The following is a 23,265-nucleotide window of genomic DNA, read 5'->3' on the forward strand; positions in this document are numbered from 1 at the left end:
ATGTTGCCTCTCACCCCGCTGCTCGCGGCTCAGGCCGAAAAGCTGCACCTGCGTTTTAAACAAAGCCAAGAACAACAGCAATTAAACGACCTGCCTCCGCTCACCGAAGGTGCGCTACGCGTGCTTGCCAGCAGTGACTTTATGAGTGAGAACTTTATTGTGCATCCGCAGTGGTGGCGGGAGATTTCCGCCAGCCCGCCGCGCGTGGATGAGTGGCAATATTATGCACAGGAGCTTGCCGACGAGCTGGCTAAGGTACAGGACGAAGCGGGGCTGATGAAGGCGCTGCGCCAGTTTCGCAAGGCTAAAATGCTGCGTATCAGCTGGTCGCAGGCGATGCAAACTAGCAGCTGCGAGCAAACGCTACAGCAGCTGAGCGTATTGGCCGAGACGCTGATCGTCGCCGCCCGCGACTGGCTCTACGAGACCTGTTGCCGCGAGTGGGGCACGCCGGTAAACGCGGCGGGTGAGCCGCAGAAACTGCTGATTTTAGGTATGGGCAAACTCGGTGGGGGTGAACTTAATTTTTCCTCTGATATCGACCTGATTTTCTCTTATCCGGAAAACGGGCAGACACAGGGCGGACGTCGTCAGCTCGAAAACGCCCAATTTTTTATCCGTTTGGGTCAACGTCTGATTAAAGCGTTGGATCAGCCGACTATTGACGGCTTCGTCTATCGCGTTGACATGCGCCTTCGCCCTTTTGGTGACAGCGGTCCGCTGGTAATGAGCTTCTCGGCGCTCGAAGATTACTATCAGGAGCAGGGCCGAGACTGGGAACGTTATGCGATGGTCAAGGCCAAGCTGATGGGCGACGCTGAAGACGCCAGCAGTCAGGAAATTCGCAAGATGCTGAAGCCGTTCGTGTTTCGGCGCTACATCGATTTCAGCGTGATCCAGTCACTGCGTAATATGAAAGGCATGATCGCCCGTGAGGTTCGCCGTCGCGGGCTGAAAGACAATATCAAGCTCGGCGCGGGCGGTATCCGCGAGATTGAGTTTATCGTGCAGGTGTTCCAGCTGATACGCGGTGGCCGTGAGCCCTCGCTTCAGCAGAGGGCGCTGCTGCCGACCCTGCAGGCGGTCGCGGCGCTGCACCTGCTGCCCGAGTCGCAGGTCCGTCAACTCAATGAAAGTTATCTGTTTTTACGTCGTCTTGAGAACTTGCTACAGGCTATTGCCGATGAACAAACGCAGACCCTGCCGGGTGATGATCTCAACCGGGCGCGCCTCGCATGGGGCATGAATTTCAATACCTGGGACGAGCTGCATCAGCACACGACCCAGCATATGTTGGCGGTGCGCGGGGTCTTTGATGACCTGATTGGCGACGACACGCCAGACGCCGGTGATGACCCACAGCAGGAGCAGTTCAACAGCCTGTGGACCGATGAACTCGATGACGGCGACCTGCTGCCGCTGGCCGAACCTCTTAGTGAACAGGCGCGCACCAGGCTGCTGCGCACCATCGGCGATTTCCGTCAGGACGTGGACAAACGTACCATCGGGCCACGTGGACGTGACCAGCTCGACCAGCTGATGCCAAGAATGCTGGCGCAAGTGTGTACTTACAAAAACGCCGACGTCCTGCTGCAGCGCCTGACCCTGCTGCTGCTCAATATCGTCACGCGGACCACCTATATCGAGCTGCTGGTGGAGTATCCCGGTGCGCTTAAACAGCTTATTCGCCTCTGTGCCGCCTCCCCGATGGTGGCCAATCAGCTTGCACGACACCCGATCCTCCTCGACGAACTCCTCGACCCGAACACGCTATATCAGCCTATCGCTCCGGAGTCCTACCCCGATGAACTGCGCCAGTATCTATTGCGCGTGCCAGCGGATGACGAAGAGCAGCAAATCGAAGCGCTGCGTCAGTTCAAACAGGCCCAGCAGCTGCGCATTGCCGCCGGAGATATTGCCGGTGTACTGCCGGTGATGAAGGTCAGCGATCATCTGACCTATCTGGCCGAGGCGATTCTGACGGCGGTTATCCAGCAGGCATGGGACCATATGCTGTCACGCTATGGCCAGCCGACCTATCTGCAGCAGCAGGAAGGGCGCGGTTTTGCGGTTATTGGCTACGGCAAGCTGGGCGGCTGGGAGTTGGGCTACAGTTCAGATATGGACCTGGTATTCCTGCACGATTGTCCAATGGATGTGGTGACCGACGGGCCACGCAGCATCGACGGACGGCAGTTTTACCTGCGTCTGGCGCAGCGCATCATGCACCTTTTCAGCACCCGCACGGCGTCGGGCATTCTGTATGAGGTCGACGATCGTCTGCGTCCTTCTGGCGCCTCGGGCATGCTGGTCAGCACCCTCACCGCTTTCCGGGAATATCAGCAGGAAAACGCCTGGACCTGGGAGCATCAGGCGCTGGTCCGTGCCCGCGTGGTGTACGGCAGTCCTGAAATGACCCAGCAGATTAACGGCATCCGTCGCGAGATCCTTTGTAAGCCGCGCGATGGCGAGCAGTTGAAAAAAGAAGTCCGCGAGATGCGTGAAAAGATGGTCGCTCATTTAGCAACCAAAAAGGGTGACGTTTTCGATCTCAAGGCAGATCCGGGCGGGATTACCGACATTGAATTTATCGCTCAGTATCTGGTTCTGCGCTACGCCAGCACGGAGCCTGACCTGACCCGTTGGTCTGATAACGTGCGTATTTTCGAGCTGATGGCGAAATACAAGATTATGTCGCATGAGGAGGCGGTACAGCTGACTCATGCCTATGTGACCCTGCGTGATGAAATACATCATCTGGCTTTACAGGAACATAATGGGAAAGTTGCGGTCGATATGTTTGTCACCGAGCGCGAGCAGGTGATCGAGAGCTGGCAGCGCTGGCTGAGCTGAGTCGGTTTTACCAACAACCTTTTTCGCTTGTGATATTATCGCGCGCATTGTTTTTGGTGTGACAAAACGATTTTCGCTACGAACAACACCATTTTGGCTACGATTTGTTCAGATAGCCTGTTTGCTAAGTTTTATACCCGGAAATCGCGGGTATCTCTGTTTTGGAGTGTGGGATGAAAGTAACTTTGCCTGAGTTTCACCGTGCCGGCGTTCTGGTCGTAGGTGACGTAATGCTAGACCGCTACTGGTATGGCCCAACCAGCCGTATATCGCCGGAAGCGCCGGTGCCGGTTGTTAAAGTCAATACGATTGAAGAGCGTCCTGGCGGTGCGGCAAACGTGGCGATGAACATTGCCTCGCTCGGCGCCTGTTCTCGCCTGATTGGCTTGACTGGTGCCGACGATGCCGCCCGGGCGTTGAGTGAGCGTTTGAGCGAAGTGAACGTCAGCTGCGATTTCCTGGCCGTACCCACACATCCGACAATTACCAAGCTGCGCGTACTTTCGCGTAACCAGCAGTTGATTCGTCTCGACTTCGAAGAAGGTTTCGAGGGTATCGACCTACAGCCTATTCTGGACAAAATTCAGAACGCCTTGCCAGAAACAGGTGCGTTGGTGTTGTCTGACTATGCTAAAGGCGCCTTGCAAGACGTGCAGTCTATGATAGCGCTGGCTAAAAAGGCGGGTGTACCGGTGCTGGTCGATCCTAAAGGATCCGACTTCGAGCGTTATCGCGGTGCGACGCTGTTGACGCCAAACCTCTCCGAATTTGAAGCGGTGGTCGGCGCCTGTAAAGACGAGGCTCAGCTGGTGGAGAAAGGCATGGCGTTGATCGCCAACTTTGAGCTTTCTGCACTGTTGGTGACCCGTTCCGAACAGGGCATGACGCTGCTGCAACCGGGCAAGGCGCCGCTGCATTTGCCAACCCAGGCGCAGGAAGTGTATGACGTAACCGGTGCAGGCGACACAGTGATTGGTGTGCTGGCGACCGTGCTGGCCGCGGGCAGCAGCCTTGAGGAAGCCTGTTTCCTCGCCAACGCCGCTGCCGGTGTGGTAGTCGGTAAGTTGGGAACCTCCACCGTTTCTACCGTTGAGCTTGAAAATGCGGTACATGGTCGTACCGAAACCGGTTTTGGCGTGATGACCGAAGAAGAGCTGAAAGTTGCCGTCGCCCATGCGCGTCAGCGCGGCGAGAAGGTTGTGATGACCAACGGCATCTTTGATATTTTGCACGCGGGCCACGTTTCTTACCTTGCCAATGCGCGCAAGCTGGGCGATCGCCTGATTGTGGCGGTAAACAGCGATGCCTCGACCAAGCGTTTAAAAGGCGAAACGCGCCCAATCAATGCTCAAGCACAGCGTATGGCCGTGTTGGCCGGATTAGGTGCGGTTGACTGGGTGGTCGGCTTTGAAGAAGATACGCCGCGTCGCCTGATTGCCGGAGTGTTACCCGACCTGTTGGTCAAGGGCGGAGACTACGAGCCTCATCAGATTGCCGGATGCGACGAAGTGTGGGCCAATGGCGGTGAAGTCAAAGTCCTGAATTTTGAAGATGGTTTATCAACTACCAAGATAATCAATCAGATTAAATCTCAGGAGTAGAGAGCCTCGCTTCTCGCGCTCTGACCATTAAAAAAGGCCTGCTTATGCGGGCCTTTTTATTGCAAGAAGACGGTTATTCCTGCGGCTTCTCTGCGCTTGGGGCGGCAGTCGCTGCCAGTTGGGTTTCAAGCTGGGTCAGGCGCTGTTCCAGCAGCGTCAGTTTTTCACGGGTGCGCAGCAGAACCTGCGTCTGTACGTCAAACTCTTCGCGGTTAACCAAGTCCATGCGGCTGAACTGAGCCTGAAGAACCTGACGCACTTTCTTTTCTGTATCTTCCCCAAACTCGCGGATCCCTTTAGGCATGGCTTCATGAACCTGGCGAGCTATTTGTTCAATTTTTTTAGTGTCGATCATTGTCGTTACCCTGTTTCAGAAAAGTGGCGTTCTCTTAGTGTAATGCCAGATTGCCATTCTATAAACCTTTCACGACACCTTTAATCGTTCATCTCCACGGCCCAATAGCACGATGGGTGCATTGCCCGCAGCTTTTTTTGGCGTTATAGTTGGCATGCTTATTCTCAGGGCGGGGTGCAAGTCCCCACCGGCGGTAAACCACAGAACAAATTGATGAAACACTCTTTCATCATCGTGGAAGCCCGCGAGCGCTTAGGTTTCTTCATCTTTGATGGAGGGCATAAGGTCAGCAGATCCGGTGTAATTCCGGGGCCGACGGTTATAGTCCGGATGGGAGAGAGTAACGAATTGATCGGGCTTAAATGCCCGCTACGTTATTTTATAGCGATAGCCTGCTATACGCATGGCCATGCTGACTCCGCAAGACGCCCTGATTCTGGTAATCCATTTATTTTCATAGAGTTAATGAGGTTATTTTACCATGAATCAGACTTTACTTTCCGAATTCGGCACGCCGTCAGAACGCGTTGAACGCGCACTCGCTGCGCTACGCAATGGCCAGGGTGTGATGGTGCTGGATGACGAAAACCGCGAAAACGAAGGCGATATGATCTTCGCCGCAGAAACCATGACCGTTGAGCAAATGGCGCTAACTATTCGCCACGGCAGCGGCATCGTGTGCCTGTGTTTAACCGACCAACGCCGCAAGCAGCTCGAGCTTCCGATGATGGTTGAGCAAAACTCCAGCCACTATCAGACCGGTTTTACCGTGACTATCGAAGCGGCTAAAGGGGTGACGACCGGTGTTTCCGCGTCAGACCGCTTGACCACTATTCGTGCAGCAATTGCCGAGGGTGCAAAACCTTCCGATCTTAACCGTCCAGGGCACGTGTTCCCGCTGCGCGCGCGCGACGGCGGTGTATTGACCCGCCGTGGCCATACCGAAGCGACCATCGATCTCGTGAGTCTGGCTGGATTCGGCCCTTACGGCGTTCTGTGCGAACTGACCAATGACGACGGCAGCATGGCTCACGCGCCAGAAGCCATTGTGTTTGCCAACAATCATAATATGCCGGTGGTGACCATCGACGATCTGGTGGCTTATCGCGAAGCTCTGACTCAGCAGGCTGGCTAAGCTTTTTATTTACCAGGTCATGTATTAACAAGAGCCGACAGAGTTTATGTCGGCTTTTTAATTTTTCAGCAACAAGATCACAGGGTATTAAGGTTTTATAAGGGGAGGACGGTAGGATGCCGGTTAACCAGTGAGTAGAATTTTATCATTCATTTATTAACTTAATTGGTTTGATTTTGATAAATAATTCCTCATTGAATATAAAAGTTAAGTTTGGTGTCTTATTTCTGTTTTGCCTGATCTCATGCCTGTCCTTTGGTTACCCATTTAAAATTATGCATGTTATTACACTATTTTTAATCATGCTTACCGTCTCAAGTTTTTCATCGTTTTTATATAAATTACTTATCGCCATAATCTTTATTATTTCTTCATTCTATCTCCCAGTTGCATTATCTTTTGGTCCGGTTGATTTTAATACCCTCCTTTCGGTGAAATATAGTAATGTAAGTGAAGGTATTATGCTTATAAAAACCATTCCTGGGTTCTATTTTAGCTTGCCACTCGTGACTCTCGCTATGACGATTTTTATTTTCGACATAAAGGTCGACAAATTAAATTTCAGGCCGATAATTATCACTTACCTTTTTATCTCCTTAGTTTCGACGCCGGTCAGGCTTTATATCAATGAGGGTAGGGTGAAAGTTTTTAGCACAGGTATTCCTGTTGTAAGATTTGTCACTGATGTTCTCGAGAATTACCGCCAAGTGGATGAGGAAACGGCCTTAATGCAGCAGAGCCTGACCACCCCAGACGTCTGGGCTCCAGAAAGAACGCTCACTAACTATCAGAATTACATAATAATCATCGGTGAGAGCGTACGCAGCGACTACCTGAATGCCTATGGTTTTCCGATCGGTAATACGCCTTTTATGAGCTCGGCTCCGGGGGTGTTATTTACCCATTATATTTCGGCAGCATCATCAACGCAGACTTCGCTGAAGAATTCATTATCACTGCGGCGAGGTCTCTACGTTGAGCTGAATAATAATATTATTACCCTGGCTAACAAGGCGGGTTTTACGACCTTTTGGTATTCTAATCAGGGCAGTCTCGGTCCGCACGACACCTCTGTTTCCTCATTCGCCAAAAGAGCTAATTTATTTAATTTTATGCAAAAAGGTAAATCCTCTGATGGGGTTGGATCGGGGGATTTCGATCTTTTAGGCGGTGTCGCCTCAGTGATGAAAAAAAATAAGCCGGCGAAACTGATTGTATTACACCTGATGGGTTCGCATCCTCTTGCCTGTGACAGGACGAAAGGGAAATATCAGGAATTCAGCCAATCAAAGGAAATATCCTGCTATATCCAAAGTATTAGAGAAACGGATGAACTTCTTTCCAGGGTAGTGGAATTAGCGAAAGAGAGCGGTCAGAGTTGGTCAATGATGTATTTCGCTGACCATGGCCTAGCATTTAAGGGGCCGGACACCGATAACGCGCGATTACAGCACGGTGATAAATTAAAACAAAATTATACCGTGCCGATGTTTATGACTTCATCAGACAGTAAAAGAAGGGAAGTTAATTCTTACCCTAGAAGTGCGATTAATTTCCTGAGCCTGTTTGCGCAGTGGACGGGTATTAAGGATAAGCTGATCGGCACGGGCTGCAATATGCTGGCTGATGTCCCCTGTGACAATCAGGATCGGGTGATTCAATTCACTCAGGAGCAAGTACTATTCTCATCACTTGGAGAAGATACCCCGGCCCATTAACTTAACCATTCAAATTTATTGAACATCATCATCACGGTTATCCGGCTGATCCGAGTAGAGGAAAAGAGTAACCTCTTTCTATCGAATGGTCGCCGTCGCGGTGACCATTACCTCTTAATCCGAGCGGTAAGGAACATTTTATGACTACCTCACGCATGCCAGCACTGTTTTTGGGACACGGTAGTCCGATGAACGTGCTCGAAGACAACGTCTATACCCGTGCCTGGGAAGCGCTGGGGGAAAACCTGCCGCGTCCGAAGGCGATCCTTGCTGTTTCTGCCCACTGGTACACCCGTGGTACCGCAGTGACGGCGATGGAGAATCCGCGCACCATTCACGATTTCGGAGGCTTTCCGCAGGCGCTGTTTGATAAACGTTATCCAGCACCGGGCTCTCCCGCGCTGGCAAAACGTGTTCAGGCGCTGCTGGCACCGCTAGACGTGATTGCCGATCAAGAATGGGGTTACGATCACGGATCCTGGGGCGTGCTGATCAAGATGTATCCTGAGGCCGATATCCCCATGATCCAGCTCAGCATCGACGGCACTAAACCGGCTGAATATCATTATCAGCTGGGTAAAAAGCTTGCTGCACTGCGTGACGAGGGCGTGATGATCGTTGCCAGCGGCAACGTGGTGCATAACCTGCGTATGGTGAAATGGGAAGGAAACGCCGAACCCTACCCGTGGGCAAGGGCTTTTGATGAATACGTGGTGAATAATCTTGGCTGGAAAGGGGAGGCGAAGGACCATCCGCTGGTTAACTTTATGCAGCACGAAGGTGCCGCGTTGTCTAACCCAACGCCCGAACATTACCTGCCGCTGCTTTACCTGCTGGGCACCTGGGACGGCGTGGAGCCAATCACACTGCCAACCCAGGGAACGGTGATGAGTTCCCTGAGCATGCTGTCGGTGCAGCTGGGCTAAGCGCCGTTAGCCGATAATCGCATGCGGATAAAAGCGCGAGAGATCCTGGGTGATTAATGCCCGATCTTCGCGTAGGCCGATGCCGCAAGGTTCGCCGTTGACCAGCCAGCTGCCGATTAGCGTGTAGCTGTCGTTAAAGCGCGGCATCGGGCAATATTCCTGCACGATCATGCCTTCCTTGCCGTACGGGCCTTCCGCACTGGCGATCTCTTTGCCGTTCTCAATGATGCGAATGTTGGCACCTTCACGTGAAAACAGCGGCTTAATGACATAGCTGTCCATCGGCGGGTGTGCGTCTTCGGCAAAGTAGGACTCAAGCAGATTCGGGTGGTTAGGGAACATCTCCCACAGCAGTGGCAGCAGCGCTTTGTTGGAGATAATCGCCTTCCAGGCCGGTTCAAGCCAGCGAACGCCGGCGTCTTCCAGCTTGGTGGAAAAAGTCTCGCGGAACATAAATTCCCACGGGTATAGCTTGAACAGGTTGCTGATGATTTGATCCTGCGGATCGGTAAACTGACCGCGCTCACCTAAACCGATCTCTTCTATATAGAGGAAATCGTTCGCGAGTCCGGCTTCCTGCGCGCAGTCCTGCAGATACTGTACGGTGCCGCGATCCTCTTCCGTGTCCTGACAGCAGGCAAAATGCAGCAGTGAAAAGCCGTGCTGATTCTTCAGTTCAGAAAATCGCTCGATCAGTTTTTCTTGCAGACTGTTGTACTGATCCGCCTGCTGAGGCAAACCGCCTGCAGCAATTTGATCTTCAAGCCACAGCCACTGGAAAAATGCGGCCTCATAGAGCGAGGTCGGCGTATCGGCGTTGTTCTCCAGCAGCTTGGGTGGATTTACGCCGTCATACACCAGGTCCATGCGTGAATAGAGCGAAGGTTGCTGCGTGCGCCACGAGGCCCTGACAAACTCCCAGACGTGTTTGGGGATCTGGAATCTGGCCATCAGCGCGTCGCTGTTCACCACGCGATCCACGACCTTCAGGCACATTTGGTGCAGTTCCGCCGTAGCATCTTCCAGCTGTTCAATCTGCGCCAGCGTGAATTGATAGTAGGCGTCTTCACACCAGTACGGCTCGCCGTACATTGTGTGGAAGTTAAAGCCGAACTCGGTGGCTTTTTCGCGCCAGTTAGGACGCTCTTGCAGGGCTACGCGTTTCATTATTAGCCACCCATACTGCGCATTGGAGTACGCGTACTCGAGGCCGCACTGCGCTGCATCGAGGTTTGTTTCGCCACGCTCTCGCCGAAGCCCCCGCGGGTCACTGTGCTGGTGGTCGCCGGTTTTGGTGCCATCGCCGATGGCGGCACGTTCATGCTGCGGCCGGTCGTTGCCGGACCATAGCTCTTACCGCTTGCATCGACAAACTTGCCGTTAGCCGGGCTGCCTGCGTTCTTGGAGGTAAACAACGGCTGCTGTGCATATCCGCCGCCGCCCATCATTCTGCCCATCATAAAGCCTGCCATCAGCGGCATCCACATGCTGCCACCTTGCTGAGACTCGGCAGACATGCCGGCCTGCGCTGGAGCCTGCGTACATTGAGACTCACCAAATTCGGCCACACAGTCGGCACGATTGGCGTATTTTGGCGCGGTTTTAGCCGCTTCGGCTTTGGCTTCGGTAAAGGCTTTGGCACATTGCGCACTGCTGGAAGGGTTTGCCTTTGAACAGTCGTCGGCGTTCTGATAAAGCGACACGTTTTCATCACTTTTTTCACAGGCGCTGAGCATAAATACGGCGCTGATAGCTATAGCGGCCGGGGTAATTCGCGAGCTACGCCAGGATTTCCGGAAGGTAGCAAGATTAATATTTTGTGTCCGTTTCATTGTATAGATCCCATTGTCGGGCTTTTATTTGCCCTTACCCAGAGTGAGTTACATTTGTAACAGAATAAGAATAAGGTAAAGATGCTTACTATTAAAGCAGGAACGGCCAACGTTACGAGACTTTACGTTCAGACGTGAAATCTGACCAGAAAAGGGGGGGTTGGTGCGGATTATGGGCTGGATGAGAAAGAAAACCGCCTCTGGAGGCGGTTGTAGAAAAGCTTTAGCGTGTTTTCAGAAACATCTACCTAGTTTTGGAAAGGATTACCGCTGGCCTTCACTGCCCTTGGCGTCGCTGACACGCTGGCGCGTTTAATCGGTGCAGGGGCTGGCATTGTGCTAGTGTTTAAACCATCTGCCGCCGCATTTTGCTGCGGTGTTTCAGGCGCAACCTGCTCAGGACTGGTTGGCACCGGCTGTCCCAGCACGCCGTTGAGCGCCAACAGGTCGTTTTCATTGAGCGTACCCAAAGCTGACTTCACGTTTAACTGGTTAATAAGATAGGTATAACGGGCGCTCGAGAGCTCCTGTTTAGCGTTATACAGCGTGGTCGTCGCGTCGAGCACGTCAACGATAGTGCGCGTGCCTACCTTGTAGCCTGCTTCCATCGCGTCCAGAGAACTTTGGGCGGATACCACCGCCTGCTTATAGGCGTTGATACTGCTGATGGAGGCTGAAATATTGTTAAACGATGAACGGACGGTCTGCACGACGCTGCGGTGCGCGCTCTCAAGTTGCTCGCTGTAGTTAACGAAGCTGAGCTGTGCCTGTTTAACCTGCGAAGTCACTGAGCCGCCGCTGTAAATAGGAATAGTCAGGCTCAGGCCAACCTTGTTTTCACCGGCGTTAGAGTCATCATAACCATACGCCGGGCCGGTTCTTGAGCCGTTGTATTTAGTATTGGTCAGTCCCGTTGAGGCGGTAAGATCCAGCGTCGGCAAGTGGCCTGCTTCGTAATAGCGAATTTCTTCACGCGCCAAATCCTGCGACAGTCGGGCTGACAGCAGGCTCAGGTTGCGGTTATCAGCTTCTTTGAGCAGATTGTTGACCGGCTCAGGACGCTGGGTGTTAAAGGTTGCGATATTTAGCGATGCCAGCTGCGGGTAGTAAACACCGGTATATTGGCGCAGGACCTCAAGGTAGTTATCCAGGTTATTGCGCGCGGTGACTTCGTTCGCCAGCACGGTGTCATAACTTGAACGAGCGTTCTGCACGTCGGTGATGGCCACCAGGCCTACATTGAATCGCTGTGTGGTTTGGTCCAGCTCTCGGTAAACCGCCTGTTTCTGCGCTTCGGTATAAATGAGGGCATCAATCGCACTCAAAACGTTGAAATACGCAGTAGCGGTGTTCAGAATAAGAGTCTGCTGCGCAGTCTGATAGGTGACATCGGCAATACCGGCCGTTTTTTCCTGCAGAGTCAGAGAGCGCCATTTAGACATATCAAAAATAGTTTGCGTCAACTGCAATGCGCCACTGGCGATCTTACTGTTTACGCCGTTTGCATCACGATAACCGTTGGCATAGTCGTAATCGAGGCCTAATCCCAACTGCGGCAGCAACGGGCTGCGTGCTTCATTAATTTTCTCAAATGCGGCATCACGGGTTGCAGCAGCCGCACGCAAATCCGGGTTACTTTCCTTAGCTTGCCTGTATACCTGCATGAGATTTTCAGCCTGGCCCATCGTGCTAAAGCCGCCGAGACCCAGAGCGACGAGAAGAGGTAGCAGTTTCTTCATTTGCATTCCTTGTAGTGCAGCAATGTTATTATTTAATGCTGTCATTAAAACTAACAGACGCGGATTCTAGCAGAGATTTTTAGGCAATTTGCATGACGTAATGTGCCATCTCAGCCGCTTGTATCCAAATCTAACACAAAAAATCTTGATTATTATTACCGCATCTTCATCAAAAATGCCTGAAATGGAGATAATTTAATTTTAACCGTGGACGGGGTAGCATCGTAATGGACAAATTCAAAGATTCGCCAGTAGTTTTCGGCAGAAATGATTTAGAAATTATTGCGATAGAAAACCGTTACCAAGGTTTTTTCTCCATTAACGCCTATCGGTTTCGCCATCGCCTGTTTAATGGTGAAATGAGCGGAGAGGTGGTGCGAGAAGTTTTTGAACGTGGCCATGCTGCCGTTCTGCTACCTTATGATCCCATACGCGATGAAGTGGTGGTGATTGAACAAATTCGTATACCTGCACTGGGATCCAGCGAGACCCCATGGTTACTCGAGATGGTCGCAGGTATTATAGAAGAGGGCGAAACGGTAGAAGACGTCGCCCGCCGCGAAGCATTGGAAGAAGCTGGCGTAGTGGTTAAACGCTGTAAACCGGTACTCAGCTATCTGGCAAGTCCAGGCGGTACCAGTGAGCGCCTTTCTATTATGGTCGGCGAAGTTGATGCGACGACGGCAGAGGGAATTCATGGTCTGGAAACTGAAAATGAAGACATCCGGGTACACGTGGTCAGCCGGGAGCAGGCTTGCCGCTGGGTGGAAGAAGGAGCGATAGACAATGCTGCGTCAGTGATTGCCCTGCAATGGCTGGCTCTGCACCATGAATCCTTAAAAAAAGAATGGGTTGAATAATGATCAAGCGCTATGTTCCCGATTTTCCTGAAATGATGCGACTGTGCGAGACAAATTTTGCACAGCTGCGCCGTTTGCTGCCTCGAAATGATGAAGTGGGACAGACGGTGACTTATCAGGTAACTAACGCGACCTACCAGTTAAAAATTCTGGAATCGACACGCTATACTTCGCTGGTTGAAATCAAGCAGACCGCCCCCGCCGTCAGCTATTGGAGCCTGCCTTCAATGAGCGTCCGCCTTTATCACGATGCCATGGTTGCTGAAGTGTGTGCGAGCCAACAGATCTTTCGTTTCAAAGCACGCTATGATTATCCTAATAAAAAGTTGCATCAGCGTGACGAAAAGCATCAAATTAACCAGTTTCTTGCTGATTGGTTGCGCTATTGTCTGGCGCATGGAGCCATGCCAGTTCCGGTTTGTTAGACAGACTTGAATAACAAAGGATCGAATTTGGAAAGCCTGTTTAAGCTGCCTTTGGTAGATGGGGCCAAAGTCAGGATATTACAGATTACAGATACTCATCTTTTTGCGGGTGAAGACCAGACTTTGCTGGGCGTTAACACGTTTCGCAGCTATCGCGCCGTGCTGGACGCCATTTCTGCCGAGCAGCGTGAGGTTGATATTATCGCGGCGACCGGGGATTTAGCCCAGGATCAATCGGTCGAGGCCTATCACCACTTTGCAGAGGGCATTAATCGATTTCATGCCCCCTGTGTCTGGTTGCCCGGAAATCATGATTTCCAACCTGCCATGGTGGATGCATTGGCCGAAGCAGGGATCCACCCTTCCAAACAGGTATTGCTGGGCAACGATTGGCAAATTCTTCTGCTCGACACTCAGGTTTTCGGCGTGCCGCACGGTGAGCTGAGCGAATATCAGCTCGACTGGATGACCCGTTGCCTGGACCAGTATCCCGACAGATTTACCCTGATTATGCTGCACCATCATCCGCTGCCGTCGGGCTGTACCTGGCTTGATCAGCACAGTCTGCGCAATGCGCACACGCTGGCGACGGTGCTGCAAGCGTATCCGCAAGTGTCGACGCTGCTTTGTGGGCATATTCATCAGGAGCTGGACCTCGACTGGTACGGCAAGCGCCTGTATGCCACGCCGTCGACCTGCGTGCAGTTCAAACCTCACTGCACCAATTTTACGCTGGATACGCTCGCCCCAGGTTGGCGATATCTGACGCTACACCCTGATGGCCGCGTCGAGACTGAGGTTTGCCGTTTGCAAACCAGCGAGTTTAGCCCCGACGCCGACGCGGAAGGTTATTAATGAGTACCTTGCTTTATCTGCACGGGTTCAATAGTTCTCCTCAGTCTGCCAAGGCGACCGCGATGAAAGCCTGGCTCGCCGAGAACCACCCGCGCATCGAAATGATTATCCCGCAGCTTTTGCCTTATCCCGCCGACGCCGCCGAGCAGCTCGAAACGCTGGTGATGGAAAAATCGGGCGAGAAGATTGGCATCGTTGGCTCGTCTCTCGGCGGCTATTACGCTACCTGGCTGTCGCAGTGCTTTACTCTGCCGGCGGTGGTGGTTAATCCCGCAGTGCGGCCTTATGAACTCTTAATCGACTATCTCGGGGTCAATCAGAACCCCTACACCGGCCAGCAATATGTGTTAGAGTCTCGCCATGTTTACGATCTCAAAGTGATGCAGATCGAGCCTTTGGAGTCACCCGATTTACTCTGGTTACTCCAGCAAACCGGCGATGAAACCCTCGACTACCGTCAGGCCGTGGCGTATTACACCGCGTGCCGCCAGACCGTAGAACCCGAGGGTAATCACACTTTTGTCGGGTTTGAACGTTATTTCTCACCGATTGTGGATTTCTTGGGGTTGGCATCGGATTGAGTATTACTCACGGCGGGCGTTTTGCTTGCCGCAGTCTCGTTCGCCAGCAACAGTATCGTTCACTCACAACCAGAGCCACGAATTAATAAACGATGAGCCAATCAACTTATAACGCGGATTCTATTGAGGTTCTCAGCGGCCTTGAACCTGTGCGTCGCCGTCCTGGCATGTATACCGATACGACTCGGCCCAACCATCTGGGGCAGGAAGTTATCGATAACAGCGTCGATGAGGCGCTGGCCGGTCATGCCCGTCGTATCGAGGTTATTCTGCACGCCGATCAGTCGCTTGAAGTGACCGACGACGGACGCGGCATGCCGGTGGATATTCACCAGGAAGAGGGCATTCCTGCGGTTGAGCTGATCTTCTGCCGCCTACACGCGGGCGGTAAATTCTCGAACAAAAACTACCAGTTCTCCGGCGGCCTGCATGGCGTAGGGATCTCCGTAGTTAACGCCCTGTCCACGCGTGTGGAAGTGACCGTGCGCCGCGACGGGCAAGTCTATGCCATGGCGTTTGAAAACGGCGACAAGGTGCAGGACCTCAGCGTTACCGGCACCGTCGGTAAGCGTAACACGGGGACCAGCGTCCATTTCTGGCCAGACGCCAGCTTCTTCGACAGTCCGCGTTTTTCCGTCAGCCGACTCAGCCATTTGCTGAAGGCCAAGGCGGTGCTGTGTCCGGGCGTTGAAATCATTTTCAAAGATCAGGTCAACAACACCGAGCAGCGCTGGTGCTATGAAGACGGTCTGACTGATTACCTGATGGAGTCGGTCAACGGCCTCATCACGCTGCCTGAAAAGGCTTTCGTCGGCGCGTTTGCCGGAGATACCGAAGCGGTAGACTGGGCGCTGCTGTGGTTGCCTGAGGGCGGCGAGATGCTGACCGAGAGCTACGTTAACCTGATCCCGACCATGCAGGGCGGAACGCACGTCAATGGTCTGCGTCAGGGTCTGCTTGATGCGATGCGCGAGTTCTGCGAATTCCGCAATATTCTGCCTCGCGGCGTTAAGCTCTCCGCAGAGGACATCTGGGAGCGCTGCGCCTATGTGCTGTCGGTCAAGATGCAGGATCCACAGTTTGCCGGTCAGACTAAAGAGCGTCTTTCTTCTCGTCAGTGTGCGGCGTTCGTTTCCGGCGTAGTAAAAGATGCTTTTAGCCTGTGGCTGAACCAGAACGTGCAGGCCGCCGAGCAGCTTGCCGAACTGGCGATTTCCAGCGCGCAGCGTCGTATGCGTGCAGCGAAGAAGGTTGTGCGTAAGAAGCTGACCAGCGGTCCTGCGCTGCCGGGCAAACTGGCCGACTGTACCTCGCAGGACCTGAAAATGACCGAGTTGTTCCTGGTCGAAGGGGACTCGGCGGGCGGATCCGCCAAGCAGGCACGTGACCGCGAATATCAGGCGATCATGCCGCTTAAGGGCAAGATCCTCAACACCTGGGAAGTCTCTTCCGATGAGGTGTTGGCCTCGCAGGAGGTTCACGATATTTCTGTGGCGATCGGCATCGATCCTGACAGTGAAGACTTGACCCAGCTGCGTTACGGCAAGGTTTGTATCCTCGCGGATGCGGACTCCGACGGTCTGCACATCGCCACGCTGCTGTGTGCGCTGTTCGTGCGCCACTTCCGCTCACTGGTACGCGGTGGTCACGTTTACGTTGCCATGCCGCCTCTCTACCGCATCGACTTGGGTAAAGAGGTGTTCTACGCGCTGGATGAAGAAGAGAAAACCGGCGTGCTTGAGCAACTGAAACGCAAGAAAGGCAAGCCAAACGTTCAGCGATTCAAAGGGTTGGGTGAAATGAACCCCCTTCAGCTGCGTGAAACAACGTTGGATCCCAATACCCGCCGTCTGGTGCAGTTAACCATCGACGAAGACGATGTCGATCAGACGCTGCGGATGATGGACATGCTGTTGGCCAAGAAACGTTCTGAAGACCGCCGCAACTGGCTGCAAGACAAGGGCGATACTGCTGAGCTATCAGTCTAATCTTTCCATGCTTTGTTCGGGGAATGGGTCTCTTGGTGCACCTGAATTCTGCATGACTGGGTGGAACAAGTTAGAGACATAAAAAAACCGGAGCCCTTACAGCTCCGGTTTTTTTTTAGGTTCTCATCAGGAAAAACTCAGATATAGATCAGCTTTTCTCGATGATATTGATCTTCACGTCCACGACGTCGTGTTTGATATTTTCACGATGTGCGTGCATGTGTGCCGCCTGCTGATGATCTTCCAGATGTGCCAGGCTTTCCCAATCTTCCAGCATAAAGATGGAGTTGGGCGCACTCTGACGCCATGGGATATGCCCTTTAACGTCAAGAAAAGGCTCATAACGATGGCAGCCTTTTTCTTGCAGAACCTGTGGCAGCAGCTGGGTAATTTTTTCCAGCACTGAATCACGACGGCCTGGCTTGATGATGATTTCAGCGATAACGGTTATCATAAAAACCTCGTTTTCCCTTTAAATGTGTGAGCCTTACAAACTCCCGGCTCACGAGAATGGCGCATTCTGAGTGTGGCAATAAACGCAGAATTTGCCAAACTCAGGATTTACTCAGCGTCTTCCGCTTGACCAAATACGTGTTCAAGGTGTGCGCGGTAGTTAGCGAAGTAACCTTCGATGTCCGGCTGTTTGATAACGTCGTTACACATAAAGGTCGGCAGGGTGTCCATACCGAGGAACTGGTTGGCTTTGTGGAACGGCAGATAAACACCGTCAACGCCCACGCCGTGGAAGAACTGGTCTTTATCTTCAAAGGCTTCCAGTGGCGCATTCCAGGTCACGGAAAGCATGTATGCGGTGCCTTGGATAAGGCCGCCGGAACCGTATTTTTTCGAAGCGTCGGAGCGGGAACGGCCGTCGCTTTCGTACAGACGACCATGGCCTTCGGTGAAGACTTCATCGATATATTTTTTCAACGTCCACGGCGCGCCCATCCACCAACCTGGCATCTGATAGATGATAGCGTCGGCCCACAGATAGCTCTCGATTTCGGCTTCGACGTCGTAGCCTTGTTCGATATGAGTTACGCGAACGCGGTGGCCAGCGTCACGCAGGAAAGAATCGGCAACCTCGGTAAGGCTGATGTTCAGTGCGCCTTTAGAGTGGGCAAAGGTTTTTCCGGCATTGATAATCAGTATGTTGCTCATGGCATAGGCCTCATTAGTAAACTGTTGAGGGAATTGTAACTGAGATTGTTGCGCTTAAAAATGTGCGCCAGAGCACAATACTATTGCTCTTAATGCAATAATTGGCAGGGGTTTATCGACTTTTAGCTGCGCTTTCGCGCAGTGACTGTTCGCTGAAAACACAGCAACTGTGACAGCAAGACGCCATATGATGTACTATCGCGGACATCATCGCCCTGTGCGACAGCGCCCGTGCGTGTCTGCAACCGGGCCTCCTTATTTTCCAGAACGTTCATTTTCCAGCACGACAGTGCGATGGATCTGAGGATAAAAAAGTAATGAGTGAAGTGACTCATGACGGTACAGAGCGTTTAGCGCTGCATACGTTTACCGAGAATGCCTACCTGAACTACTCCATGTACGTAATCATGGACAGGGCACTCCCTTACATCGGCGACGGCCTCAAGCCGGTTCAGCGCCGCATTATTTATGCTATGTCTGAGCTGGGTCTCAGCAATAACGCAAAATTTAAAAAATCTGCCCGTACCGTCGGTGATGTATTGGGTAAGTATCATCCGCACGGCGACAGCGCCTGTTACGAAGCGATGGTATTGATGGCGCAGCCTTTCTCCTATCGCTATCCGCTGGTGGACGGGCAGGGGAACTGGGGCGCACCGGATGACCCTAAGTCGTTTGCCGCGATGCGTTACACCGAATCGCGTCTGTCGAAATACGCCGAAGTTCTGCTGCGTGAGCTGGCGCAGGGTACCGTTGACTGGGTGCCAAACTTCGACGGCACGATGCAGGAGCCGAAAATGCTGCCTGCGCGTCTGCCGAACATTCTTCTCAACGGCACCACCGGCATTGCAGTAGGCATGGCGACGGACATTCCGCCGCATAACCTGCGTGAAGTTGCCAACGCTGCTGTCGCCTTGCTTGAAAAGCCCGGCAGCACGCTCGAAGATCTGCTGGAATACGTGCAGGGGCCGGACTTCCCGACTGAAGCCGAAATCATTACGCCGCGTAACGAGATCCGCAAAATTTACGAATCCGGCAAAGGCTCGGTTCGTATGCGTGCGCTGTGGAAAAAAGAGGACGGCGAAGCAGTGATAACCGCGCTGCCGCATCAGGTTTCCGGTGCCAAGGTGCTGGAGCAGATTGCCAGCCAGATGCGCGCCAAGAAGCTGCCGATGGTTGAGGATTTGCGCGACGAGTCGGATCACGAGAACCCGACCCGTTTGGTTATTGTTCCGCGATCTAACCGTATCGATCTCGATCAAGTGATGAACCACCTGTTTGCGACCACCGATCTTGAGCGCAGCTACCGGATCAACATGAACATGATCGGTCTGGATAACCGTCCGCAGGTGAAAGGACTGGTTGAGATCCTGACCGAGTGGTTGTCGTATCGCCGTGACACCGTGCGCCGCCGTTTAAACTTCCGCCTGGATAAGGTGTTGAAGCGTTTGCATATTCTTGAAGGTTTGTTGATAGCCTTCCTGAACATCGACGAAGTGATCCACATCATTCGCTCCGAAGATGAGCCGAAACCGGTGTTGATGGAACGTTTTGCGCTGAGCGAAACGCAGGCCGAGGCGATTCTCGAGCTGAAATTGCGCCACCTCGCCAAGCTGGAAGAAATGAAGATCCGCGGCGAGCAGGACGAACTGGCGAAGGAGCGCGACCAGCTGCAGGCGCTGCTGGCTTCAGAACGTAAGCTGAGCACCCTGATCCGCAAAGAAATTCAGGCCGACGCCGAGGCCTACGGCGACGACCGCCGTTCGCCGATTATCGAGCGTGAAGAAGCGAAGGCGATGAGTGAAAGTGACTTCATTCCGTCCGAGCCGGTGACCGTTGTTCTGTCCGAGATGGGCTGGGTTCGCAGTGCCAAAGGGCATGATATCGACCCGACCGGCCTGAGTTACAAGGCGGGCGACAGCTTCCGCAGCGCCGCACGTGGTAAGAGCAATCAACCGGTGGTGTTCATCGACTCCACCGGTCGCAGCTATGCGTTGGACACCAACACGCTGCCGTCGGCGCGTGGTCAGGGCGAGCCATTAACCGGTAAGCTGACGCCGCCGCCGGGCGCGACTATCCAGCAGGTGCTGATGGCCGCTGACGATCAGAAGCTGCTGATGGCCTCCGACGCAGGCTACGGTTTCGTGTGTACCTTTAACGATTTGGTTGCACGCAACCGTGCGGGCAAGGCGATGATCACGCTGCCTGAGAACGCCAGTGCGCTGCCGCCTATCGAGCTGGTGGGTGACGACGACATGCTGTTGTCGATTACCAGCGCGGGCCGCATGCTGTTGTTCCCGGTCGCCGATTTACCCCAGCTGTCGAAGGGTAAAGGCAACAAGATTGTCTCAATTTCTGCGGCTGATGCCGCATCGGGAGCCGATAAACTTGCCTGGTTACTGGTGCTGGCACCGCAAACGTCTATCACGCTGCATGTTGGCAAGCGCAAGCTGACGCTGCGTCCTGAAGATTTGCAGAAGTTCCGCGCTGAACGCGGCCGCAAAGGCACGCTGCTGCCACGCGGTTTGCAGCGTATTGACAGGGTCGAAGTCGATGGACCGGCGCGTCCTTCAGTCGGTGACAGCGAAGAATAACGCATCTTATATTGCTTTAATCAGGGCACTTCGGTGCCCTTAATTGCCCAGCTTCACAAAGAATGAAACGATAATTATCAACTTGTGCACGAGCTTGATAATCTTTATTCCTGAGTACAAATAATTTACGTTTGTTGCAATCGCTATTATTTGGATTAATAAAAACCCTCTCCGGGTGAAGAATAACTATTGTATAGAGCCAGCTGAGGCCCGAGAATAGTCCAGCGGCAAGGGAACGGCAGGGGCAAACAGAGTTTGACTCCGGTTGTATGCTTAAGAGGGTGTTATGTTATTTATTTTTCGCTTTATTTATGTCGTGGTTTTCTCAATTCTGTTGTGCATTTTCGGTTCTATTTATTGCCTTTTCAGTCCAAGAAATCCAAAACATGTTGCGACTTTCGGCCATCTTTTTGGCGAACTGGCACCTATCCTTGGCCTGAGGGTTGAAAAACGAACGCCTCCTGAGGCCGCCCATTACGGCAACTGTATTTACATTGCTAACCACCAGAATAACTACGACATGGTGACAGCGGCCAAAGCCGTTCAGCCTCGCACCGTGACCGTGGGTAAAAAAAGCCTGGTATGGATCCCGTTCTTCGGGCCGCTGTACTGGCTGACCGGTAACCTACTGATTGACCGTGATAACCGCACCAAAGCGCACGGCACTATCTCTCAGGTTGTCGAGCAAATTAAAAAGAAAAACGTTTCTATCTGGATGTTCCCGGAAGGCACCCGCAGCCGTGGGCGCGGTCTGATGCCGTTCAAAACCGGTGCTTTCCACGCGGCCATCTCCGCCGGTGTGCCTATCGTCCCAATCTGTGTGTCTAACACCAGCAACAAAATCAAACTTAACCGCTGGAATAACGGTTTGGTGATTGTTGAAATGCTGCCGCCGATTGACACTACGCAGTATGGTAAAGAACGCCTGCGCGAATTATCGGAACACTGCCGTCAATTGATGGCCGATAAAATAGCCGAGCTTGATGCGGAAGTTGCGCAGCGCGAAGCCGAGATGAAGATAAAAAAATAAATAGTTATTTTTAATTCCCCGCCGGATAAGGGCTTTTTACAGAGCCTCACGGCGGGCAATTATTATAGGGTCCGCCGCCATTGAAGGTCAGTGGGCTGATATCGCAGCTTAGATTTTGTGTTCATGGAGAAGATATGTCCCTCAGTCGTCGCAGTTTTATACAGGCAACTGGAATGGCGCTTGCCGCCGGGTCTTTGCCGCTGAGGGCAAACGCAAGCGAGGCCCAGCCCGTATTACCTGTTCCTCCGCTGATTGAGTCCCGCCGCGGACAACCTCTTTTCCTGACGCTTCAGCAGTCGCATTGGGCATTTTTGGGCGGCAGTAAAGCACCGGTCTGGGGCTTTAACGGGATGTATCTCGGCCCGACGGTGCGGGTTTACAACGGCGATGACGTTAAGCTTATCTACAGCAATCGCCTGCCTGTGCCGGCGGCTATGACCATCAGTGGTCTACAGGTTCCCGGCACGCTGACCGGCGGCGCGGCGCGTTTGATGTCGGCGGGCAGCGACTGGTCACCGGTGCTGCCTATTCGTCAGCCTGCCGCAACCTGCTGGTATCACGCCAATACGCCAGGGCACATGGCTGCGCACGTCTATAACGGGCTGGCAGGGATGTGGCTGGTGGAAGATGACGTCAGCAAGAGTCTGCCGCTGCCTAATCACTACGGTGTGGACGATTTCCCGGTGGTTATTCAGGACAAGCGTCTGGATAATTTCGGCGTGCCACAGTACGACACCCCCGCCAGCGGCGGTTTCTTCGGTGATACCATGCTGGTTAACGGCGTGCAGAGTCCGTTTGTGCAGGTCTCGCGCGGCTGGGTGCGTTTGCGTTTACTCAACGCCTCAAATGCGCGTCGCTATGAGCTGACGCTGACCGACAATCGCCCATTCCACGTGATAGCCTCCGACCAAGGGTTCCTGCCTGCGCCGGTCTCCGTGCAGCGCCTTTCTCTGGCGCCCGGTGAACGCCGTGAAGTGCTGATTGATATGTCGCAGGGCGACGAGGTGTCGGTGTCTGCTGGCGAAGCCGCGGGTATTATGGACAGGCTGCGCGGTCTGTTCCAGCCTTCAAGCATTCTGGTTTCGACCATCGTGCTTACCTTGAAACCTACCGGCCTGCTGCCGCTGGTGACTGACAATCTCCCTATGCGCCTGCTCGCCGATCAGCTGATCGTCGGTAACGTTGTGCGCAGCCGCGAGTTCCGCCTGGGGGATAACCAGCCGGGCATCAATGGCGCGGTGTTTGATCCCTCAAGGACCGACGTTCAGGCGTTGCAAGGGACGTGGGAGCGCTGGACGGTGCACGCGGACCTGCCGCAGCCATTCCACGTTCAGGGCGTGACCTTTATGGTCAAGACGGTTAACGGTGCTGCACCGCTGGTAGAAGACGCTGGATTCAAGGATACGGTGTGGGTTGATGGCGAGGTTGAACTGCTGGTTTACCTCAATCAGCCGTCCTATGACCATTTCCCGTTCTTCTTCTACAGCCAGACGTTAGAGCTCGCCGATCGCGGTTCGATGGGGCAGATGGTCATACAACCCTCGCCGAGCTATTAATAAACTCGCCAGGCTATTCAATAAAAAAGGGAGCGGCAGGCACCGCTCCCTTCCGCATT

Annotated in this window: 19 protein-coding genes and 1 riboswitch; of the genes, 13 read left to right on the forward strand and 6 right to left on the reverse strand. The window is 53.3% G+C overall.

Annotated features, from left to right (window positions below; translation table 11 throughout):
* Positions 1 to 2,853, forward strand: a complete 2,853-nt coding sequence (gene glnE, locus BS640_RS18430) for a bifunctional [glutamate--ammonia ligase]-adenylyl-L-tyrosine phosphorylase/[glutamate--ammonia-ligase] adenylyltransferase (RefSeq protein WP_084913071.1) — start codon at positions 1 to 3, stop codon at positions 2,851 to 2,853.
* A 173-nt stretch (positions 2,854 to 3,026) separates the two neighbouring features.
* Entirely contained in the window at positions 3,027 to 4,454 is a 1,428-nt protein-coding gene (gene hldE, locus BS640_RS18435) for a bifunctional D-glycero-beta-D-manno-heptose-7-phosphate kinase/D-glycero-beta-D-manno-heptose 1-phosphate adenylyltransferase HldE (RefSeq protein ID WP_017492969.1), read from the forward strand.
* Positions 4,455 to 4,527: 73 nt separating this feature from the next.
* On the opposite strand, the gene ubiK is transcribed toward hldE, so the two are convergent.
* Positions 4,528 to 4,809, reverse strand: a complete 282-nt coding sequence (gene ubiK, locus BS640_RS18440) for a ubiquinone biosynthesis accessory factor UbiK (protein WP_017492968.1) — start codon at positions 4,807 to 4,809, stop codon at positions 4,528 to 4,530.
* Between the two features lie 156 nt (positions 4,810 to 4,965).
* Positions 4,966 to 5,155, forward strand: a riboswitch (FMN riboswitch).
* Positions 5,156 to 5,290: 135 nt separating this feature from the next.
* On the opposite strand from ubiK, the gene ribB reads away from it, so the two are divergent.
* The 3 genes from ribB to ygiD all read left to right on the forward strand — a co-directional run bounded on the left by ribB (position 5,291) and on the right by ygiD (position 8,588).
* Entirely contained in the window at positions 5,291 to 5,944 is a 654-nt protein-coding gene (ribB, locus tag BS640_RS18445) for a 3,4-dihydroxy-2-butanone-4-phosphate synthase (protein WP_017492967.1), read from the forward strand.
* 194 nt (positions 5,945 to 6,138) lie between these two features.
* Positions 6,139 to 7,662 carry a phosphoethanolamine transferase gene (locus tag BS640_RS18450; protein WP_139802836.1) on the forward strand — a complete coding sequence of 508 codons (1,524 nt, stop codon included), beginning with the start codon at positions 6,139 to 6,141 and terminating at the stop codon, positions 7,660 to 7,662.
* Between the two features lie 140 nt (positions 7,663 to 7,802).
* The gene (ygiD, locus tag BS640_RS18455; protein WP_017492965.1) at positions 7,803 to 8,588 is read left to right on the forward strand and encodes a 4,5-DOPA-extradiol-dioxygenase; all 786 of its coding nucleotides are present in this window, start codon (positions 7,803 to 7,805) and stop codon (positions 8,586 to 8,588) included.
* Between the two features lie 6 nt (positions 8,589 to 8,594).
* On the opposite strand, the gene BS640_RS18460 is transcribed toward ygiD, so the two are convergent.
* The 3 genes from BS640_RS18460 to tolC form a co-directional block, all read right to left on the reverse strand.
* On the reverse strand, positions 8,595 to 9,755 hold the full coding sequence (locus BS640_RS18460) for a glutathionylspermidine synthase family protein (RefSeq protein WP_017492964.1): 1,161 nt from the start codon (positions 9,753 to 9,755) through the stop codon (positions 8,595 to 8,597).
* A 2-nt stretch (positions 9,756 to 9,757) separates the two neighbouring features.
* Positions 9,758 to 10,420, reverse strand: a complete 663-nt coding sequence (locus BS640_RS18465) for a DUF1190 family protein (protein ID WP_017492963.1) — start codon at positions 10,418 to 10,420, stop codon at positions 9,758 to 9,760.
* Positions 10,421 to 10,668: 248 nt separating this feature from the next.
* Positions 10,669 to 12,165, reverse strand: a complete 1,497-nt coding sequence (gene tolC / locus BS640_RS18470; protein ID WP_086005823.1) for an outer membrane channel protein TolC — start codon at positions 12,163 to 12,165, stop codon at positions 10,669 to 10,671.
* Positions 12,166 to 12,386: 221 nt separating this feature from the next.
* Between tolC and nudF the strand changes: the two genes are divergently transcribed.
* From nudF to parE, 5 genes are all read left to right on the forward strand, one after another.
* Positions 12,387 to 13,019, forward strand: coding sequence for an ADP-ribose diphosphatase (gene nudF, locus BS640_RS18475; protein WP_017492961.1), 633 nt, complete (start codon positions 12,387 to 12,389; stop codon positions 13,017 to 13,019).
* A complete protein-coding gene (locus tag BS640_RS18480; RefSeq protein ID WP_017492960.1) occupies positions 13,019 to 13,444 on the forward strand; it encodes a DUF1249 family protein in 426 nt (141 codons plus the stop codon). The genes nudF and BS640_RS18480 overlap by 1 nt, the downstream gene beginning before the upstream one ends.
* 27 nt (positions 13,445 to 13,471) lie before the next feature.
* Positions 13,472 to 14,299, forward strand: coding sequence for a 3',5'-cyclic-AMP phosphodiesterase (gene cpdA, locus BS640_RS18485; protein ID WP_017492959.1), 828 nt, complete (start codon positions 13,472 to 13,474; stop codon positions 14,297 to 14,299).
* Positions 14,299 to 14,880, forward strand: a complete 582-nt coding sequence (gene yqiA / locus BS640_RS18490) for an esterase YqiA (RefSeq protein WP_017492958.1) — start codon at positions 14,299 to 14,301, stop codon at positions 14,878 to 14,880. Before cpdA ends, yqiA begins: the two co-directional genes overlap by 1 nt.
* 92 nt (positions 14,881 to 14,972) lie before the next feature.
* Positions 14,973 to 16,868 carry a DNA topoisomerase IV subunit B gene (gene parE, locus BS640_RS18495; RefSeq protein WP_017492957.1) on the forward strand — a complete coding sequence of 632 codons (1,896 nt, stop codon included), beginning with the start codon at positions 14,973 to 14,975 and terminating at the stop codon, positions 16,866 to 16,868.
* A 148-nt stretch (positions 16,869 to 17,016) separates the two neighbouring features.
* On the opposite strand, the gene BS640_RS18500 is transcribed toward parE, so the two are convergent.
* Both BS640_RS18500 and BS640_RS18505 read right to left on the reverse strand, forming a co-directional pair.
* Positions 17,017 to 17,322, reverse strand: coding sequence for a putative quinol monooxygenase (locus tag BS640_RS18500; RefSeq protein ID WP_017494184.1), 306 nt, complete (start codon positions 17,320 to 17,322; stop codon positions 17,017 to 17,019).
* 107 nt (positions 17,323 to 17,429) lie between these two features.
* On the reverse strand, positions 17,430 to 18,029 hold the full coding sequence (locus BS640_RS18505) for an NAD(P)H-dependent oxidoreductase (protein WP_017494185.1): 600 nt from the start codon (positions 18,027 to 18,029) through the stop codon (positions 17,430 to 17,432).
* Positions 18,030 to 18,346: 317 nt separating this feature from the next.
* Here BS640_RS18505 and parC point away from each other — a divergent pair, with 317 nt between their 5' ends.
* The 3 genes from parC to ftsP all read left to right on the forward strand — a co-directional run bounded on the left by parC (position 18,347) and on the right by ftsP (position 23,206).
* On the forward strand, positions 18,347 to 20,620 hold the full coding sequence (parC, locus tag BS640_RS18510; protein ID WP_017494186.1) for a DNA topoisomerase IV subunit A: 2,274 nt from the start codon (positions 18,347 to 18,349) through the stop codon (positions 20,618 to 20,620).
* Between the two features lie 286 nt (positions 20,621 to 20,906).
* Entirely contained in the window at positions 20,907 to 21,650 is a 744-nt protein-coding gene (locus tag BS640_RS18515; protein ID WP_017494187.1) for a 1-acylglycerol-3-phosphate O-acyltransferase, read from the forward strand.
* A gap of 134 nt (positions 21,651 to 21,784) precedes the next feature.
* Complete coding sequence (ftsP, locus tag BS640_RS18520) at positions 21,785 to 23,206, forward strand: cell division protein FtsP (RefSeq protein ID WP_084913073.1); 1,422 nt, start codon at positions 21,785 to 21,787, stop codon at positions 23,204 to 23,206.
* Positions 23,207 to 23,265 lie beyond the last annotated feature (59 nt).

This window comes from Rouxiella badensis (genome assembly GCF_002093665.1).
Taxonomy (GTDB): domain Bacteria; phylum Pseudomonadota; class Gammaproteobacteria; order Enterobacterales; family Enterobacteriaceae; genus Rouxiella; species Rouxiella badensis.